Consider the following 17396-nt stretch of genomic DNA (forward strand, 5'->3'; position numbering starts at 1 on the left):
TAGCTAAATTAAAGGTTATTACGAACTTTAATTTTGTTTTTAGTTTTAATTGAAAACAAAAAATTGGTTGGCAACATTCAAATCGAAACATTAAATTAACATTTATCCTATAAAAAAATTGGAAGTAAAAATGACTATTTCTATTGAAGAACAAAAAATAAATCTCGCGTTAAGCTTTATTAGTAGCTCAGGAAGTATATTAACTTACAACTCAGAACCCGCTATCGTTTCAGAAAATATTAAAAAATCATTAGAAAGTAGTAAGATAACAGCAAATAAGTTCTCCATCATTTGGGGGCCTGCTGTTTTTCGTGTCGGTAATATTGATGTTAATAAGAAAAAAAGTGTTATAGATAAAAAAGATGATCACGTTTTATTCATTGTGAAAAATCTCGAAACTCCAAATGACTATCGAATTGTTATTCGAGGATCATGGTCTGATGTTAACTGGTGTGATGAGAACTTTAATGTAGGTACAACTGAAAACTGGTCAATTTGGGACCCCAAAGCCCCTAAAGATGCTAAAATTTCGAAAGGAACCCACATCGCCTTAGACTATGTTATTAATCAAATAAAAAGTAACAATACACCTGGTTATGGAGAATCATTGATTGATGCAGTTGATAAAATTGCTCTGGAAGAGGGAGTACAAAATATTACTCTTACAGGGCACAGTTTAGGTGGTGTATTAGCCTCTACTATTGGCCTGTATTTAAAAAGGCGGTACATCGAGAAAGGAAATAATAATATTCGTATTCATGTTTGCGCTTCTGCCTGCCCGTCCACCGGTAACGATATTTTCGCATCCTATGCTGAATCTGTTTTTGACGGAACATTAATACCGAGTTATAAAAGTGATTTTCTAAGGATACATAATCGTAAGGATATCGTTACCCTAGCCTGGCATATAAAAGGGTTAGAAGAAATTAAAGCTCTCTATCCAATATCATTTTTAATAGTTAACGGTTTTATCTCTAATGTGAAGGACAAAAACTATACCCACCTTACCCCTGATTTACCTTTTACTGAACCCAATTCAAGACCTTCTCTAGGCTTAGTTGAACAACTCGTATTTCAACATATTGATGCCTATACCGAACAGTATGGTATGAGCTTAGTCGCAGTTAATGATCGTTCTGATCCACCTGTTGATTATGACATTGTTGTGATTAACGATGGCCTTTCTCTCAGTGTTAATAAGCTTTTCTCATTCATGGCCGAAGGTAACGACGACACCAAATAAATTTATTGAGTTACCCCTTCCACTGATTAAGTATGGAACCTTATTAAAGGTTCCATTACAATAATTGGTTCTTAATCAGCAATCACACTAAAGAAATCGCATGTGCTATATCAGCAGACGTTTTTAACTTCCTTATCTCTTCAAAGAGTGCTGTCGCTTCTTCATATTCTTTTCGTAAATAACCGAGCCACTGCTTAATACGAGCAACATGATATTGCCCGGTATCACCTTGCTTTTCCAACCGAACATATTTTTGTAATAACTGAACAACTCCTTGCCAGTGCATTTTAGGCTCGTTATATTTCACCACCCTGCCCAAATTGGGAACATTAAGCGCTCCCCGTCCGATCATGACAGCATCACAGCCTGTAATACCCATACAATTCTGCGCACTTTGCCAATCCCAAATCTCACCATTGGCAATAACCGGGATAGAAAGACGCTGACGAATTTCACCGATCGCTTGCCAGTTAATACGTTCCGCTTTGTAACCATCCTCTTTGGTCCGTCCATGAATAGTAATTTCCGTTGCACCCGCTTGCTGCACTGCATCAGCAATTTCAAATCGCCGATCACCACTATCCCAACCCAGACGAACTTTGACCGTCATAGGCAAATGAGAAGGTACAGCCTCACGCATTGCTTTTACCGCCTGATAAATCAGTTCCGGATCTTTTAGCAACGTCGCTCCACCACCACTACCATTGACCGTTTTCGACGGGCAACCACAATTCAAATCGACGCCATAGGACCCTAATTCAATTGCTCGCGCCGCGTTTTCTGCCAGCCATTGCGGATATTGGCCCAAGAGTTGAACCCGTACCAAAGTGCCAGATAATGTCCGGCTTTGGTTACGCAATTCAGGACAAAGCTTATAAAAAGATTTTACTGGCAACAGGCTATCAACGACCCGCAAGAATTCTGTAATGCACAAATCATACTCATTGATTTCACTCAGAAGTTCCCTGACTAAAGAGTCCAGCACACCTTCCATCGGAGCCAGTAAAACCCGCATTAATTAACCTCTGATGTTAGGCGCTTTATTTGATCGATCCGCATGATTGTTGCTACGCTGACGCGAAGGTGCCCCAGAACGGCGATGGCTATTTTTCTGACGGTTATCGCCACGTCCCTGACGGCCATTCTGAATAGGTTCAGCTTTGATGGTTGGATCTGGCTCATATCCGGGGATTGCCATACGGGGAATCTCCCGTTTCAACAGACGTTCAATATCTTTCAGCAATTTGTGCTCATCAACACATACCAGAGAAAGTGCCTGCCCTGTAGCATCTGCCCGCCCAGTACGACCAATACGGTGGACATAATCCTCAGATACATTAGGTAGTTCAAAGTTCACCACATAAGGCAGTTGATCAATATCCAGACCACGGGCAGCGATATCTGTCGCTACCAGCACCCTGATCCGACCCTCTTTAAAATCAGCCAGAGCACGGGTTCTTGCCCCCTGGCTTTTGTTACCGTGAATAGCTGAAGCCGTTACGCCATCCTTATTCAACTGTTCTGCCAGACGGTTTGCTCCGTGTTTAGTACGAGTAAAGACCAAAACCTGCTGCCAGTTACGACTGCCAATCAGGAAAGAAAGCAATTCACCTTTACGCTTTTTATCTACAAAGTGAACAAATTGCTCAATCTGTTCTGAAGCAGAGTTACGGCGGGCAACCTCAACACTGACAGGATTATGCAATAATTTACTAGCTAAGCTTTTGATCTCGTCAGAGAAAGTGGCAGAAAACAGTAGGTTTTGCCGTTTCGGTGGTAACTTATTCAGTACCCGGCGGATATCATGAATAAAACCCATATCCAGCATACGGTCGGCTTCATCCAATACCAAAATTTCCACCTGCGATAAATCAACCGCATTCTGGTGTTCAAGATCCAGTAAACGCCCGGGCGTTGCGATCAAAATATCGACACCACCACGCAATTTCATCATCTGAGGATTAATACTAACTCCCCCAAAGACAACCAAAGAGCGCAGTCTAAGATATTTGCTGTAATCACGTACATTTTCACCAACCTGAGCCGCCAACTCTCGAGTTGGCGTCAGGATTAATGCTCTGACTGGCCGACGCCCTTTCGTCTGAACAGGGGAATTATTCAGCAATTGTAGCATCGGTAATGTAAAACCTGCGGTTTTACCCGTGCCTGTCTGAGCACTGGCTAATAAATCTTTACCAGCTAATACGACAGGAATTGCCTGCTGTTGGATTGGCGTTGGTGCTGAATAACCTTGATCTTCAATGGCACGTAAAATATCAGCACTTAAGCCGAGTGATTCAAAACTCATAAATAAGAAATACTCCAGACTTCACCATTCCTGAACTACATTCAGGGGCAGTTTTATGGGAAGAAAATCAGACGCGGTAAACACCACAAAGAAAATAACACAAACTGCAATGCGCCATATCTGGATTATTATATCAGATATATTTTCTGATGATGCAACTAAAACTACAGGTATTCACCCGGTAGTTTTCATGATCCGTGACATTTTTCTGTAATTTACATTGATTTACTATAAGTATAAGGTTAACCATATGATTGATATTTTGTTTAAGTCTTTTGATTATTTGCAACAGGACCCATATCCATGTCAGTCAACAACACTCAAACCTCCAGAGGCGAACAAGCCAAACAACAGCTACTCAAAGCAGCTCTTGAGATTTTCGGTAAATCCGGATTGGCTGGAGCAACGACCAGAGAAATAGCATTTCGTGCTCAACAAAACATTTCCTCTATAGCTTATTATTTTGGCTCTAAAGAGGGACTTTATCAGGCGGTGGCCCAATATATTACTGACACAATAAAGACTGAATTTACTGATCTTTTTAAAGAAATTGATGATTTTTTTTCATCACCAACTCCTTATTCACCAGAAAATATACTAAGGCTAATTCATGAAGGATTTCTTGGAATTAATCGTTTGATGATTGAAAAAGAGAGCATCAACATCAGCCTGATAATGGCCAGAGAACAGTTAGCGCCAACCGATGCCTATACCTTAATCCATGAACAGGCACTGGCTCCTCTCCACAATAGATTAAATAAGTTGATTGCTAACTATATTGGTGCTGATGAACATCAGCTTTCTACTATGCTCCATACACATGCTCTGATGGGTGAAATTCTCTCTTTCCGAATGGCACGAGAAACCTTATTACGCCAGACAAACTGGAATAATATCGGACCAGACGAGTACAAACTGATTGATCAAATCCTCATCCAACATATCGATTTATTATTAAACGGACTTAAAAAAGACAATTCATACAATTAGAACAATAGGGCGTATCATGTACCGCAAGAAACTAACACTAATAATATTGGTAGTCGCTGTTATTCTTGGCGCTATTTTAGGCAGTTACTATTATCAGAGCAAAAATGATAATACGTTAACACTCTATGGCAATGTAGATATACGCACGGTCAATCTCAGCTTCCGGGTTGGTGGTAAACTCGCCAGCCTGCAAGTTGATGAAGGCGATACGATCACGGCGAATCAGGTGATTGGTCAATTGGATAATGCACCATTCATTAACGCACTTAATAAAGCAAAAGCCACTCGCGATAGTGCTAAAGCGCATCTGGCAATGATGGAATATGGCTATCGCACAGAAGAAATTGCACAAGTGCGCTCGGAAGTTGCACAACGTGAAGCCGCCTGGCGTTTCGCTGATAATTTCCTCAAACGTCAGCAAGGTTTGTGGCAAAGCAAAGTTATTTCAGCCAACGAACTCGAAGATGCTAAGACTAACCGCAATCAAGCATTGGCAGCTTTGCAAGCAGCAAAAGATAAACTGAACCAGTTTCAAGCCGGCTATCGTAAAGAAGAAATTACAGAAGCCAAAGGCCAACTTGCTCAAGCCGAAGCAACTGTTGCTCAAGCGGAATTGGATTTACAAGACACTCACCTGACCTCCCCTTCGCCCGGTACCATCCTGACCCGTGCAATTGAGCCAGGCACGATGCTGGCAGTAAGCAATACTGTATTTACGCTTTCTTTAACTAATCCGGTTTGGGTAAGAGCTTATATCAGTGAAAGCCACCTTGGGCAGGCAACCCCGGGACGTGAAATCTTACTCTACACTGACAGCCGTAAAGATAAACCTTATCACGGTAAAATTGGTTTTATTTCGCCAACAGCTGAATTTACGCCAAAGAATGTCGAGACACCCGATCTGCGCACCGATCTGGTCTATCGGTTACGCATTATTGTTACCGACCCAGATGATGCTCTACGTCAAGGTATGCCAATTACCCTGCATTTTCCTGATTCAGACCAATAAGGAGCTGTCATGAGCAGCTCTGAATACACGATAAGGCTGGAAAAAGTAGAAAAAACTTTTCCTGGCCTAAATAATCCTGCGGTATCCAGTCTGACCGCAGAGATTTACGGTGGCTCTGTCACCGGACTTGTGGGACCGGATGGAGCAGGAAAAACTACGCTGATACGTATGTTAGCTGGCTTACTAAAGCCAGATAGCGGTTCTATTGAAATCATGGGGCTTGATCCGATTAAAAATGGCGTACAAGTACGATTTGAATTGGGCTATATGCCACAGAAATTTGGTCTGTACGAAGATCTGACCGTATTAGAAAACCTGAACCTATACGCGGATTTACGCAGTGTACAAGGTGACGAACGTCAAGAAACTTACGAGCAACTACTCACTTTCACAGACCTTACGCGTTTTACCGGGCGACTGGCTGGGAAGCTTTCCGGCGGCATGAAGCAAAAACTGGGACTCGCCTGTACTCTGCTTGGCAAACCCAAAGTTCTGCTACTGGACGAACCCGGAGTTGGCGTCGATCCGATAGCCCGCCGCGAACTCTGGCAGATGGTTCACGCATTGGCAGATGATGGCATGCTGATCCTATGGAGCACTTCCTATCTAGACGAAGCTGAACGATGCCGCGACGTCCTATTACTCAATCAAGGAAAATTACTGTATAACGGGCAACCGCAGCAACTCACTCAAAAGATGTCCGGGCGTTCCTTCCTGCTTGGCGCAAAACAGGATTCTCGCAGAAAAACGCTGCAACACGCCCTCACCCTACCACTAGTAACAGATGGCGTAATTCAAGGCAAATATGTACGGCTTATTATTAGACCTGATGCTTCCCCGCAAGAGCTGCTTAACCAACTTGAACTACCTGATGCTGAAATAGTTAAAGCGGCTCCCCGCTTTGAAGATGCTTTTATAGACTTACTCGGTGGTGGTCCTGCCCGTCGCTCAGAACTGGCGGAAATTATGCCACAAATTAACGTCAACCCTACAGAAACAGTGATTGAAGCACAGGATTTAACTAAGAAATTTGGTGATTTTGCTGCTACCGACCATGTTGATTTTCAGGTAAAACGCGGAGAAATCTTTGGCCTGCTTGGCCCAAACGGCGCGGGTAAATCCACTACGTTTAAAATGATGTGCGGGCTTATGGTACCGACTGGAGGTAAAGCGCTGGTATTAGGAATGGATCTGAAAATCAGTTCAGGGAAAGCGCGTCAACATCTGGGTTACATGGCGCAGAAATTTTCACTGTACGGCAACCTGACCGTTGAACAAAACCTGAAATTCTTTTCAGGCATTTATGGTCTATGTGGGCGCAAACAAAAAGAAAAAATCGATGGTATGGTCAACGCTTTCAATCTCAAATCGGTTTTACATCAAACAACCGACGAATTGCCACTAGGGTATAAACAACGTCTTGCTCTTTCCTGCTCACTTATGCATGAGCCAGATATTTTGTTTCTGGATGAACCAACTTCTGGTGTTGATCCGCAAATACGACGTGAATTTTGGTTGCATATCAACGGTATGGTAGATAAAGGCGTTACTGTCATGGTGACCACTCACTTTATGGATGAAGCCGAATATTGTGACCGGATAGGGCTAATATTCCGCGGTAAACTGATTGCCGCCGGAACGCCGGATGATCTGAAACAGCAGGTTGCTACTGACGAAAATCCTGACCCATCAATGGAGCAAGCATTTATTGATCTGGTCATTAACTATGATGAGGAGCCACAATGAGCCTAAATCAGCATGCTCCAAAGAAAGCAGTCCACTTCTCATGGGGGAGACTGAAAGCCCTTTGTGTAAAAGAGACCAAACAGATCTTGCGTGATCCCACCAGCGGGTTAATTTCTATTGTCATTCCGCTGATTCTACTGTTTATCTTCGGATACGGTATTAATCTCGACTCCAGTACCGTTCGTATTGGTATTTTAGTGGAGCAGCAAAGCGAAGATGCCCGTGAGCTGATACATGCTTTTGCTGGTTCACCATATATTGAACCCAAAATCAGCGATAATCGTCAGCAATTAATTAATATGATGCAATCAGGGGAAATACGCGGGCTAATTGTTATTCCTGTGAATTTCGATGCTCAACTTGCCCGCCCGGATGGTAAAGCACAGATCCAGGTCATTACTGACGGCAGTGAACCCAATACAGCCAGCTTTGTACAAAGCTATACCAAAGGAATATGGCAGATTTGGCTACAACAAAAGGGGCAAGATCTGGGAAACGCTGCCACTCCATTAATTGATATGCAAATCCGTTATTGGTTCAATCCAGCGACAATCAGCCAGCATTTCATTATTCCCGGCGCAATAACCATTATTATCACCGTCATTGGTGCAATCCTGACATCATTAGTCGTTGCACGGGAATGGGAACGCGGCACAATGGAAGCCCTACTTTCCACTCAAATTACCCGCACCGAACTATTGCTTTCCAAACTCTTGCCTTATCAAGTGCTGGGATCTCTCGCCATGGTGCTCTGCATGTTAGTGTCAGTATTCATATTGGGTGTACCATACCGAGGCTCATTGTGGATATTGTCTGCAATTACCAGCCTCTATCTGGCCACCGCCCTTGGTATAGGGCTACTGATCTCCACCGTTACACGCAATCAGTTTAATGCAGCAATGATCGCGTTAAATGTCGCCTTTCTACCTGCAATTATGCTTTCCGGCTTTATTTTCGAAATAAACAGCATGCCTGCATTTATTCAGATAGTGACCTATTTCATCCCCGCACGTTATTTTGTCAGCAGTCTGCATACTCTTTTTTTGGCAGGAAATATCAGCACAGTATTAATGATAAACCTATTACTACTGATTACCTCGGCTGTTTTGTTTATTGGCTTAACCGCATGGAAAACCCGGCGTCGTTTGGATTAGAAAGGAGCTGTTATGTTTTATCGTCTTTACACACTGATTATTAAAGAATTACAGTCCTTGCTCAGAGATCCTCAGACACGAGCTATATTGGTTATGCCGGTTATCTTTCAGATGATCCTATTCCCACTATCTGCAACGCTTGATGTGACCAATGCTACCATTGCTATTTTTGATGAAGACAAAGGCAAAGCCTCTATTGAACTTACTCAGCGACTGGCAAAATCAAAAGCATTTCCTGACGTAATATTGCTGACTCACTCACAAGAAATACAGCCAGTAATCGATCGCCAGAAAGCTTTGTTAGTGGTACGTTTCCCCCAAGATTTCAGTTCTAAGATTGCCAGCCATGACCCTGTTTCCCTCCAGGTATTGCTGGATGGACGCAACTCAAACAGTGCTCAAATTGCTGCGGGCTATATCCAGGAAATTATCCTGAACTACCAACAAGAATTAGCAGGCAACATACCAAAAGCCAATAATAGTGAATTAGTAGTCCGCAACTGGTATAACCCAAATCTCGATTATAAATGGTTCGTCGTACCGTCTTTAGTTGCACTGATTACCACAGTCGGGATATTAACTGTCACTGCACTGTCAATTGCTCGAGAAAGGGAGCAGGGAACATTGGATCAGCTACTGGTTTCACCAATGACCACCGGGCAAATTTTCATTGGTAAAGCCGTTCCGGCTGTCGTTGTAGCTACTTTTCAGGCAACCTTAGTTTTAGCCATTGGTATCTTCTGCTATCAAATCCCATTTTCTGGCTCACTACCGCTGTTTTACTGCGCTATGCTGATATACAGTTTATCGCTGGTAGGATTTGGCTTATTAATATCTTCTCTTTGTTACACTCAGCAACAAGCCTTTATTGGTGTATTTGTCTTTCTTATGCCCGCCATTTTAATCTCCGGTTATATTTCCCCAATCGAAAATATGCCGGGATGGTTACAAAATCTCACTTGGGCTAATCCTATCTGGCATTTTAATGACATAACCAAGCAGATTTATCTCAAAGACGCGGATTTTACTGTTATCTGGAGAAGCCTGTGGCCTCTTCTGGCGATCACTGCCACAACTGGCAACCTTGCCTATTGGTTATTTCGACGGAAAATTGCTTGATAAAAACGGCCCTGCATTTTGACTAAGCAGGGCTTTATCAGAAACATATCAGTAAATTTAGCGACGATCGCCAAAAATACGCAACAACATCAAGAACATGTTGATGAAGTCCAGATACAGAGTCAATGCACCAACAATAGAGAATTTACGCAAATTCTCTTTATCATTCACATCCAGATCTTCACCCATTTCTTTCAGCTTCTGAGTGTCATAAGCGGTCAAACCAGCAAAAATAACTACTCCAATGTAGGTTACAGCCCACATCAACATTTCACTCTTTAACCAGAAGTTAACCAAAGAAGCCAAAATGATGCCGATCAATCCCATAAATAAGAAGCTACCAAGGCCACTCAGGCTACGTTTAGTGGTATAACCGTAAAAACTCAGTGCCCCAAACATCCCCGCCGTCACGACAAAAGTAGTCGCAATGGAGCCACCAGTATATATTTTAAAAATACTGGAAAGCGTTAGCCCTGTCAGAGCTGAATAGAGCATAAACAACCCAGTGGCTAATGAAGCGCCCATGCGGTTAATCATGCCAGAGAGGACAAAAACCAATCCCAACTGAGCAATAATCAATCCATAGAAAACGACTGAGTTTGAGAAAATATATGCAACAACAGCCTCACTTTGTGACGCATACCAAGCCACAAACGCCGTTAACAACAGACCACAAGTCATCCAACCATAAACCTGGGCCATATAAGCTTGCAGTCCGGTTCCCGCCTGTTGGATTATCGAACCGTTTGAGCGTGGATATCGATCCATAACGCTTACCTTTTATGACAATGTTTAAAGATTCAGGCTGTTTAACAGCAACAACCCATTCAAGTTTTATACATTATCACAGAATATAATCAAAACAATTAACCATTCAATAATTACTTGTATAGTCGTTTATTTACCTCATCAGTTTTCGAAGCGTTTCGCAAAAATAGGAAATAGCGTCATAACCAGCGTCTCGCCGCTTCCTGATCGCTTTCACGGGATTCAACCCAACGCTCACCATCAGGCAATAACTCTTTTTTCCAGAAAGGCGCCTTTGTCTTTAGGTAATCCATAATAAATTCAGCAGCGTCAAAAGCCATGCTACGATGCGCACTCGTGACACCAACAAACACAATTTCATCACCCGGATAGAACTCACCTACCCGATGGATAATGCTGATTCGCTGCAATGGCCAACGGCTGCGTGTTTCAATGATAATACTCTGTAGCACTTTTTCCGTCATGCCGGGATAGTGTTCCAGCCTCAATCCATTCACACTATCCCCCAAATTATGATTACGAACTTTACCCGTGAAAGTGACAATAGCACCATCTTCATCACATTGAGAAAGCCACTCGTACTCCTCCCCTACACTGAAATTTTCCAAGCCAACAAAAATACGGGTATTTTCCACTAATCACCCTCCAGTCACTGGTGGGAAAAAAGCCACTTCATCACCATCCTGTAATGGATGTCCGCCATGAACAAAAGATTGGTTTACGGCTGACAGCAATTTTCCATCTTCCAGCGCCAAAGCCCAACGTTCTCCTTTCGATATTAATTCATGTCTTAAACTATCAACGGTTGTGTAACTATTATCTAAATCCAGTGAATCAGTACCTACCAGCTCCCGTATTTGAGCAAAAAACAGTACCTTTATCATTATTCCGCCTTAAAATGGCCTAATTTTCCGCCTATTTTCTCGAGCAAACGAATTGGTCCAATGACCATATCTTTCTGTACAGCTTTACACATATCGTAAATTGTTAAAGCCGCGACTGATGCCGCTGTCAGTGCCTCCATTTCAACACCGGTTCTCCCTGTCAGACGACAACAAGATTCAATTCTTACTCGGTTATATTCTGTCTGAGCTTCTAGCATGATTTCTACTTTAGTCAGCAATAATGGATGACAAAGCGGAATTAATTCCCATGTACGCTTTGCCGCCTGAATACCCGCAATCCGGGCGGTTGCAAACACATCACCTTTGTGATGACTACCCTCAATAATCACGGCCAATGTTTCTGGCTTCATTTCAACAAAAGCTTCTGCCCGTGCCTCACGTGATGTGTCGGCTTTCGCAGAAACATCAACCATATGGGCTTCGCCGGTAGAATTAATGTGAGTCAATTGAGACATTTCTAACTCCTGAAAAAAACAATATCAAAACAGTCAATTAACCGCCAATGACAGAAAGATTTGGCGTGATACCGCTGTCACCTTGATGAAGGAAATGGGTTTCCCGTTTATGACGTAACCCCCCCTGAATACGCAATTTCAGATCATCCAGTTGTGCTTCGTTCGATAACAAATCTCGCAGTGGTATCCCCTGTTCACCAAACAGACATAAGTGAAGATTACCTATTGCAGAAACACGCAGACGATTACAGCTCCGGCAGAAATCTTTTTCATAAGGCATAATCAAACCAATTTCTCCCTGATAATCAGGATGACTGAAAACCTGAGCTGGGCCATCACTACGTGAGCGTTGAAGTTGATTCCAACCATTGTGTAACAAGTGTTCACGAATAGTCTCACCGGGAATGTGATACTTGCGAAACATTTCACCACCGTCACCGGTCTCCATTAATTCGATAAATCGCAATTGAATCGGACGATCTTTTATCCAATGCAGGAAAGCTGGCAGACTGATATCATTAACGTTTTTCATCAGCACCACATTAACCTTCACTTTACTGAATCCCGCCTCAAATGCCGCATCAATCCCCCCCATCACCTGAAAAAATTTGTCCTGTCCGGTAATCGCATGAAACTGGCGGGGATCTAGCGAATCCATACTGACATTCACTGCGGTTAAACCAGCCTCCTTCCATCTGGCAACATCACGTTCCATCCGATAACCATTTGTAGTCACAGCAAGGGTTTTAATTAATTTATTTTCACGAATAGAGGAAACGATATCAGTGAAATCACGGCGCATAGTTGGTTCGCCACCTGTCAAACGTATTTTCTCTGTACCAAGATCAGCAAACGCTCGACCAATATAACGGATTTCAGATAATGTCAAAAAGGAGTGGTGCCCGCGAGGTTTATAACCATCCGGCAGGCAATAAGTGCACCGAAAATTACATACATCAGTGATTGAGAGCCTCAAGTAATAAAACTTGCGGGCAAAAGCATCTGTGAGTTGTTCCACAATAACACCTTCCAAATATGGGAGATGCGGGCATTTCTGCACACACACCCTGGTGACTCAGTGGTCACGGCCAAAGCATCATATCGCTGTACAAAACGGTGACTTAGATGCAGAAGCTAGGCGTTAATTTCAACACCTATGATTCAGTGTAAAACGACATTCTCAATATAAATTCTAGCGCTTAAAAAAGAAAAATGCGAATATCCACTTTCGTTATATAATTTATTATACAATGACTTAGCAAATTCAAGAACAAATAACAGACAATCATAATGATCATTAGTAAAAACTTGTGTTAAATCACGGCACCAATCCAATTAATCGTGTTTTATAATAAATTACGCTAAAATTATTCGGTAAATATAAGTTCAGTCAGCAACAGGAATTCTATGCGAAACCGCACATTAGCCGATTTAGATCGGGTAGTTGCTCTAGGCGGAGGTCATGGCCTTGGGCGTGTCATGTCCTCTCTTTCATCACTAGGCTCCCGCCTGACAGGCATTGTCACCACGACAGATAATGGTGGCTCAACTGGAAGAATCCGGCGTTCTGAAGGCGGTATTGCCTGGGGGGATACCCGTAATTGTTTAAATCAGCTTATTACCGAACCCAGCGTTGCATCAGCAATGTTTGAATACCGTTTCGGTGGTAATGGGGAGCTAGCGGGTCATAACCTAGGTAATCTGATGCTTAAGGCGTTGGATCATTTAAGTGTCAGACCTCTTGAGGCGATTAATTTAATCCGTAGCTTGCTGAAAGTTAATTCTCATCTGATTCCAATGTCCGAGCAGCCAGTTGACCTGATGGCAATAGACGATCAAGGCAACACCATTTATGGTGAAGTCAATATTGATCAGTCGAACTGCATTCCACAGGAATTAATGTTATACCCTCCAGCTACAGCGACAAAAGAGGCACTGGATGCTATCACTCAGGCCGATCTTATTGTTATCGGCCCCGGTAGTTTTTTTACCAGTCTGATGCCATTACTGTTACTTGAAGATTTAACCCAAGCACTGCGTCGTAGCAACGCCAATATGATTTATATTGGTAATCTTGGGAAAGAATTAAGTGTTGCCGCAGCAGAGCTGACACTGAAAGATAAGCTAGAAATGATGGAAAGCAAAATTGGGCATCGGATAATCGACGCAGTTATTGTCGGCCCCTGCACAGATATCAGTGGACTCAGTGACCGAATTGTTACTCAGCAAATACTGGAAGCACAGGATATCCCCTACCGCCACGACCGTGAATTACTGCATCAGGCGTTGGAGAATACCCTGCAAAACCTTGGCTAATCATGAATTGGTAATAAACTGCTCACGCAATGTCTGAACCTGATCCCGAACATTAGCCGCCTGTTCGAATTCAAGATCCTGCGCATGCTGGTACATTTTCGCTTCCAGCTCGCGGATTTTGTTTTCCAACTCTTTGGCGGATAGCTTGCTGAATGCTTCTGTTGTGACAACCGTTTTGCCTCTGGTTTTCCCTTTACCACCAGCAGGCTGCCCAATTTGCAGAATATCACCGATCCTCTTATTCAGACCTTTTGGAACAATACCATGCTCTTCATTAAATATTTGCTGCCTGGCACGACGGCGCTCTGTTTCACCAATCGCTTTCGCCATTGAATTTGTAATTTTATCGCCATAAAGAATCGCTTTACCATGCAAGTTACGGGCTGCCCGTCCAATAGTTTGAATTAATGAACGTTCAGAACGCAGGAAACCTTCTTTATCAGCATCAAGAATTGCTACCAGAGAAACTTCTGGCATATCCAACCCTTCCCGCAGCAAGTTAATACCTACCAATACATCAAACTCACCTAAACGAAGGTCCCGGATAATTTCCACCCGTTCAACGGTATCGATGTCTGAGTGCAAATAACGAACCCGCTCACCGTGTTCTTCCAAATACTCAGTTAAATCCTCTGCCATTCTCTTAGTCAGAGTCGTCACCAGCACCCGCTCATTTTTCACCGCCCGAGTGCGGATTTCGGATAATAGATCATCAACCTGAGTTGTTACCGGACGAACTTCCACTTCAGGATCAAGCAAACCGGTAGGACGCACTACTTGTTCCACGACATCACCAGCAGATTTTTCTAGTTCATATTTGCCTGGTGTTGCAGAAACATAAATTGTCTGCGGAGCTAGTGCTTCAAATTCTTCAAATCGCAATGGGCGGTTATCCAACGCTGAAGGCATACGGAAACCGTATTCCACCAACGTTTCTTTACGAGAACGATCTCCTCGGTACATACCACCAATTTGCGGGATTGTAACGTGTGATTCATCCACCACCAGCAAACCATCAGCAGGGAGGTAATCAAACAATGTTGGAGGTGGCTCTCCTTCGGCACGACCAGAAAGGTAACGGGAATAGTTTTCAATGCCGGAGCAATAGCCTAGTTCATTCATCATTTCCAAATCGAACTGAGTACGCTGAGTAACACGCTGCTCTTCCAGCAATTTACCATTTGCCAGCAATACCTTGCGCCGCTGCTCAAGCTCCACCTTAATCTCTTCCATTGCCTGAACAATACGCTCTCGCGGGGTAACATAGTGAGTTTTCGGATAAACCGTATACCGTGGAACATTGTACTGAACTTGTCCTGTCAACGGATCAAACAGTGACAGCCGTTCTACCTCATCATCAAACAGTTCAACACGCAAAGCGTGTTCATCAGATTCAGCCGGGAAGATATCAATCACCTCACCACGTACTCTGAATGTCCCCCGCTGAAATGCCTGATCATTGCGGGTATATTGCAGTTCGGCCAAACGCCGCAGAATTGAGCGCTGATCGATGATCATACCGTTGGTCAGATGGAGCATCATTTTCAAGTAACTATCCGGATCACCCAAACCATAGATAGCCGATACAGATGCAACCACTATCACATCCCGCCGCTCCAGCAAAGCCTTCGTTGCAGATAAGCGCATTTGTTCGATATGTTCGTTTACTGAGGCATCTTTTTCTATAAAAGTATCAGAACTCGGGACATAAGCTTCAGGCTGGTAATAATCGTAGTAGGACACAAAATATTCTACCGCATTCTCTGGAAAGAAATCTTTCATTTCACTGTAAAGCTGAGCCGCCAATGTCTTGTTCGGAGCAAGTACCATGGTTGGCCGGTTTAAATTCACTATTACATTAGCAATAGTGAATGTTTTACCTGACCCCGTTACTCCTAGCAGAGTCTGATGGGCAAGCCCGTCCTCCAACCCTTCCTGCAATTGGCGAATTGCCTCTGGTTGATCACCACCAGGCTCGAAGTCAGAACGTAATTTGAACACCTTACTCATAGGTATCTCACTTTCCCAAAACTCGTTTATCTATAATACTGGATAAAAAACCAGCTTCAAGCCAGTTTTACAAAAACATACTTAATTCAGGTAACTTCTACATTAATTGATCCATTAATATCAAAATAAATATTATTTTATCCCCAAAATCATCTTGATTTTTTCATTTTTCATATGATCGACTGAAAGGTAACAACACGAGGTATCATCCCCGAACATCCAGGGCTTGATTTTAATTAACTTATTGATATTAAAATAAATTAAAACTAAGACGAGAATAACATCAACCTTAACTAAAGCCGCGTATTTTCTTGCGTTACGCACCTTTTCTAAGTCTAATGCACAAGGTTATCCACAGGAATAGTGGATAACTCTATAAACCCTATTAACAGTACGAAGTTGCAACATCGTCCCACAAAAGAAGTAACCCCCAACAGTAAAAATTTTTACTATTTTTTTAACCTTATAATTCTAGTTATTCACTATCAGGAAAAGACATCATTCTCCTAAAAAAATAAGAATTTTCTTATTGAAATTCGGCACAAAATGAAGTAATTGCTCTCACACGACCAGATTAGCTTTCGCAACACTCTTGCATTGGACCAGGGTTTACAGCAATTTTTGCTAAATCTGTTCAATGCTGCCCACATAAGGGTATCTGTCGAGATAAACTGGCCTTACTGTCTCAAACAGCAAACGATGCTAATTTCAGGGCAGAATTTTTATTCAATAAAAACCAGCAAGCAGCTTTCTTGTACAAAACTTGCTTACATAATAGAGGAGATAGTCATGGCTTCCACCTATTCGGAATAAAATGATCATTTTCATTTCAATAATAGGAATAACTCTTATTTCCTATGTTTCCGGTAACAACAGATTCAATTTCATTATTATGACCCCCTTGCTTCAAGAAGGGAGCAAGACAATGTTATCAAGAAAAAAATTGCTTTATTGATACGCGTAACATTACATCTTTATCAAGGATATAATGTATATCCTTGATAAATTCATATCAACACACCAACTGCTCTATATCTGTTATCTTTCAAGTTGCCTCTTGGTTGGCTGCACTCACTCACCCCGGTCACAGTGTTATCTATGACATGGTTATCTATGCTCCCGGGGATTAGCTCCCTTACCGTCGCGATGCATCTTGAAATCTATTGGGTATATAAGATGGATTCCATAGTGAGTTTTCAAAAAAATGATAGATACAAAAATATAGGATCTACATTGCCTTAACAATACATCTAATATTCCGCTGGCTATTTTCGATCAAAAACCATTAAAATCAGTTCACCTTTGTACCTATCATCCACAATTTCAATCGTTTGCTGTTCCAAAGCATCTATGTTATCCCAAAACATTTGTGT

Annotated in this window: 16 protein-coding genes and 1 riboswitch; of the genes, 8 read left to right on the forward strand and 8 right to left on the reverse strand. The window is 42.5% G+C overall.

Features of this window, described 5'->3' with window-relative positions:
* The first annotated feature begins 130 nt into the window (after positions 1 to 130).
* Positions 131 to 1243 carry a lipase family protein gene (locus AM629_RS00290; protein WP_054475067.1) on the forward strand — a complete coding sequence of 371 codons (1113 nt, stop codon included), beginning with the start codon at positions 131 to 133 and terminating at the stop codon, positions 1241 to 1243.
* Positions 1244 to 1325: 82 nt separating this feature from the next.
* Here AM629_RS00290 and dusC read toward each other — a convergent pair whose 3' ends face one another.
* Together dusC and rhlE are read right to left on the reverse strand one after the other, a co-directional pair.
* Positions 1326 to 2258: a tRNA dihydrouridine(16) synthase DusC gene (dusC, locus tag AM629_RS00295; RefSeq protein WP_054475070.1), complete on the reverse strand. Its 933-nt coding sequence runs from the start codon at positions 2256 to 2258 to the stop codon at positions 1326 to 1328.
* A 3-nt stretch (positions 2259 to 2261) separates the two neighbouring features.
* Positions 2262 to 3551 (reverse strand): ATP-dependent RNA helicase RhlE, encoded by a 1290-nt coding sequence (rhlE, locus tag AM629_RS00300; protein WP_054475071.1) that lies wholly within the window; start codon positions 3549 to 3551, stop codon positions 2262 to 2264.
* Positions 3552 to 3606: 55 nt separating this feature from the next.
* Here rhlE and AM629_RS23820 point away from each other — a divergent pair, with 55 nt between their 5' ends.
* The 6 genes from AM629_RS23820 (at position 3607) to AM629_RS00325 (ending at position 9569) form a co-directional block, all read left to right on the forward strand.
* Entirely contained in the window at positions 3607 to 3765 is a 159-nt protein-coding gene (locus AM629_RS23820; protein ID WP_161804193.1) for a hypothetical protein, read from the forward strand.
* Between the two features lie 89 nt (positions 3766 to 3854).
* Positions 3855 to 4541, forward strand: coding sequence for a transcriptional regulator (locus AM629_RS00305; RefSeq protein ID WP_054475073.1), 687 nt, complete (start codon positions 3855 to 3857; stop codon positions 4539 to 4541).
* Between the two features lie 16 nt (positions 4542 to 4557).
* The gene (gene hlyD, locus AM629_RS00310; protein WP_054475075.1) at positions 4558 to 5550 is read left to right on the forward strand and encodes a secretion protein HlyD; all 993 of its coding nucleotides are present in this window, start codon (positions 4558 to 4560) and stop codon (positions 5548 to 5550) included.
* A 9-nt stretch (positions 5551 to 5559) separates the two neighbouring features.
* Positions 5560 to 7296, forward strand: coding sequence for an ATP-binding cassette domain-containing protein (locus AM629_RS00315; protein ID WP_054475078.1), 1737 nt, complete (start codon positions 5560 to 5562; stop codon positions 7294 to 7296).
* The gene (locus AM629_RS00320; protein ID WP_054475079.1) at positions 7293 to 8450 is read left to right on the forward strand and encodes an ABC transporter permease; all 1158 of its coding nucleotides are present in this window, start codon (positions 7293 to 7295) and stop codon (positions 8448 to 8450) included. The genes AM629_RS00315 and AM629_RS00320 overlap by 4 nt, the downstream gene beginning before the upstream one ends.
* Positions 8451 to 8462: 12 nt before the next feature.
* The gene (locus AM629_RS00325; protein ID WP_054475081.1) at positions 8463 to 9569 is read left to right on the forward strand and encodes an ABC transporter permease; all 1107 of its coding nucleotides are present in this window, start codon (positions 8463 to 8465) and stop codon (positions 9567 to 9569) included.
* A 57-nt stretch (positions 9570 to 9626) separates the two neighbouring features.
* Here the strand turns inward: AM629_RS00325 and AM629_RS00330 are convergent, their stop codons facing one another.
* From AM629_RS00330 to moaA, 5 genes are all read right to left on the reverse strand, one after another.
* Positions 9627 to 10337: a Bax inhibitor-1/YccA family protein gene (locus tag AM629_RS00330; RefSeq protein WP_054475082.1), complete on the reverse strand. Its 711-nt coding sequence runs from the start codon at positions 10335 to 10337 to the stop codon at positions 9627 to 9629.
* Between the two features lie 179 nt (positions 10338 to 10516).
* On the reverse strand, positions 10517 to 10972 hold the full coding sequence (gene moaE / locus AM629_RS00335) for a molybdopterin synthase catalytic subunit MoaE (protein ID WP_054475084.1): 456 nt from the start codon (positions 10970 to 10972) through the stop codon (positions 10517 to 10519).
* Between the two features lie 3 nt (positions 10973 to 10975).
* A complete protein-coding gene (gene moaD, locus AM629_RS00340) occupies positions 10976 to 11221 on the reverse strand; it encodes a molybdopterin synthase sulfur carrier subunit (RefSeq protein ID WP_054475087.1) in 246 nt (81 codons plus the stop codon).
* Positions 11221 to 11697, reverse strand: a complete 477-nt coding sequence (moaC, locus tag AM629_RS00345; protein ID WP_054475089.1) for a cyclic pyranopterin monophosphate synthase MoaC — start codon at positions 11695 to 11697, stop codon at positions 11221 to 11223. Before moaC ends, moaD begins: the two co-directional genes overlap by 1 nt.
* 37 nt (positions 11698 to 11734) lie before the next feature.
* The gene (moaA, locus tag AM629_RS00350) at positions 11735 to 12718 is read right to left on the reverse strand and encodes a GTP 3',8-cyclase MoaA (RefSeq protein ID WP_200905745.1); all 984 of its coding nucleotides are present in this window, start codon (positions 12716 to 12718) and stop codon (positions 11735 to 11737) included.
* Positions 12705 to 12850, reverse strand: a riboswitch (molybdenum cofactor riboswitch). Its footprint overlaps the gene before it by 14 nt.
* Before the next feature lie 254 nt (positions 12851 to 13104).
* Between moaA and yvcK the strand changes: the two genes are divergently transcribed.
* Complete coding sequence (gene yvcK, locus AM629_RS00355; RefSeq protein ID WP_054475090.1) at positions 13105 to 14013, forward strand: uridine diphosphate-N-acetylglucosamine-binding protein YvcK; 909 nt, start codon at positions 13105 to 13107, stop codon at positions 14011 to 14013.
* Here yvcK and uvrB read toward each other — a convergent pair whose 3' ends face one another.
* On the reverse strand, positions 14014 to 16023 hold the full coding sequence (uvrB, locus tag AM629_RS00360) for an excinuclease ABC subunit UvrB (protein WP_054475092.1): 2010 nt from the start codon (positions 16021 to 16023) through the stop codon (positions 14014 to 14016).
* Positions 16024 to 17396 lie beyond the last annotated feature (1373 nt).

The organism is Photorhabdus heterorhabditis, from assembly GCF_001280945.1.
Lineage (GTDB): Bacteria > Pseudomonadota > Gammaproteobacteria > Enterobacterales > Enterobacteriaceae > Photorhabdus > Photorhabdus heterorhabditis.

Coding starts and splice junctions, on each gene's coding strand:
- AM629_RS00320 (WP_054475079.1), top strand. CDS start 7,293: ATGAGCCTAAATCAGCATGCTCCAAAGAAAGCAGTCCACTTCTCATGG.
- AM629_RS23820 (WP_161804193.1), top strand. CDS start 3,607: ATGGGAAGAAAATCAGACGCGGTAAACACCACAAAGAAAATAACACAA.
- uvrB (WP_054475092.1), bottom strand. CDS start 16,023: ATGAGTAAGGTGTTCAAATTACGTTCTGACTTCGAGCCTGGTGGTGAT.
- AM629_RS00330 (WP_054475082.1), bottom strand. CDS start 10,337: ATGGATCGATATCCACGCTCAAACGGTTCGATAATCCAACAGGCGGGA.
- rhlE (WP_054475071.1), bottom strand. CDS start 3,551: ATGAGTTTTGAATCACTCGGCTTAAGTGCTGATATTTTACGTGCCATT.
- hlyD (WP_054475075.1), top strand. CDS start 4,558: ATGTACCGCAAGAAACTAACACTAATAATATTGGTAGTCGCTGTTATT.
- moaC (WP_054475089.1), bottom strand. CDS start 11,697: ATGTCTCAATTGACTCACATTAATTCTACCGGCGAAGCCCATATGGTT.
- yvcK (WP_054475090.1), top strand. CDS start 13,105: ATGCGAAACCGCACATTAGCCGATTTAGATCGGGTAGTTGCTCTAGGC.
- dusC (WP_054475070.1), bottom strand. CDS start 2,258: ATGCGGGTTTTACTGGCTCCGATGGAAGGTGTGCTGGACTCTTTAGTC.
- AM629_RS00315 (WP_054475078.1), top strand. CDS start 5,560: ATGAGCAGCTCTGAATACACGATAAGGCTGGAAAAAGTAGAAAAAACT.
- AM629_RS00325 (WP_054475081.1), top strand. CDS start 8,463: ATGTTTTATCGTCTTTACACACTGATTATTAAAGAATTACAGTCCTTG.
- AM629_RS00290 (WP_054475067.1), top strand. CDS start 131: ATGACTATTTCTATTGAAGAACAAAAAATAAATCTCGCGTTAAGCTTT.
- AM629_RS00305 (WP_054475073.1), top strand. CDS start 3,855: ATGTCAGTCAACAACACTCAAACCTCCAGAGGCGAACAAGCCAAACAA.
- moaD (WP_054475087.1), bottom strand. CDS start 11,221: ATGATAAAGGTACTGTTTTTTGCTCAAATACGGGAGCTGGTAGGTACT.